The organism is Frankia sp. Mgl5 (assembly GCF_023242985.1).
Taxonomy (GTDB): domain Bacteria; phylum Actinomycetota; class Actinomycetes; order Frankiales; family Frankiaceae; genus Parafrankia; species Parafrankia soli.
The window spans coordinates 1-245 of the sequence record NZ_JALKFY010000282.1 but is presented as its reverse complement, the minus strand read 5'-3'; the positions used below and the strand labels follow the sequence as shown (position 1 = coordinate 245).

1 pseudogene is annotated in these 245 nt (G+C 55.5%); it reads left to right on the top strand.

What is annotated here, in order from left to right:
- Positions 1-82 precede the first annotated feature (82 nt).
- Positions 83-245: pseudogene (locus MXD62_RS40375) on the top strand (futalosine hydrolase); the annotation flags it as partial.

Sequence of the window (245 nt, the reverse complement as noted above, 5' to 3'; positions counted from 1 at the left end):
AAATAAAGGAGATTATAACATGGATACTCGACTAGATAATGGAGCGTCTGTTGTGGCAAACTCCGGCGATCAGGAACCGGGCATGCGCGTACTCATTGTCACCTCTGTTTCCGCTGAAAGGGACGCAGTGTTGCGTGGGCTTCACGGTGCCAGCGGGTTTGACGTTTTGGTGGCAGGCGTAGGGCAGGTAACGGCAGCTGTGAGCACGGCGAGAGCGTTGGCAGCTGCCGAGTACAGCTTGGTAG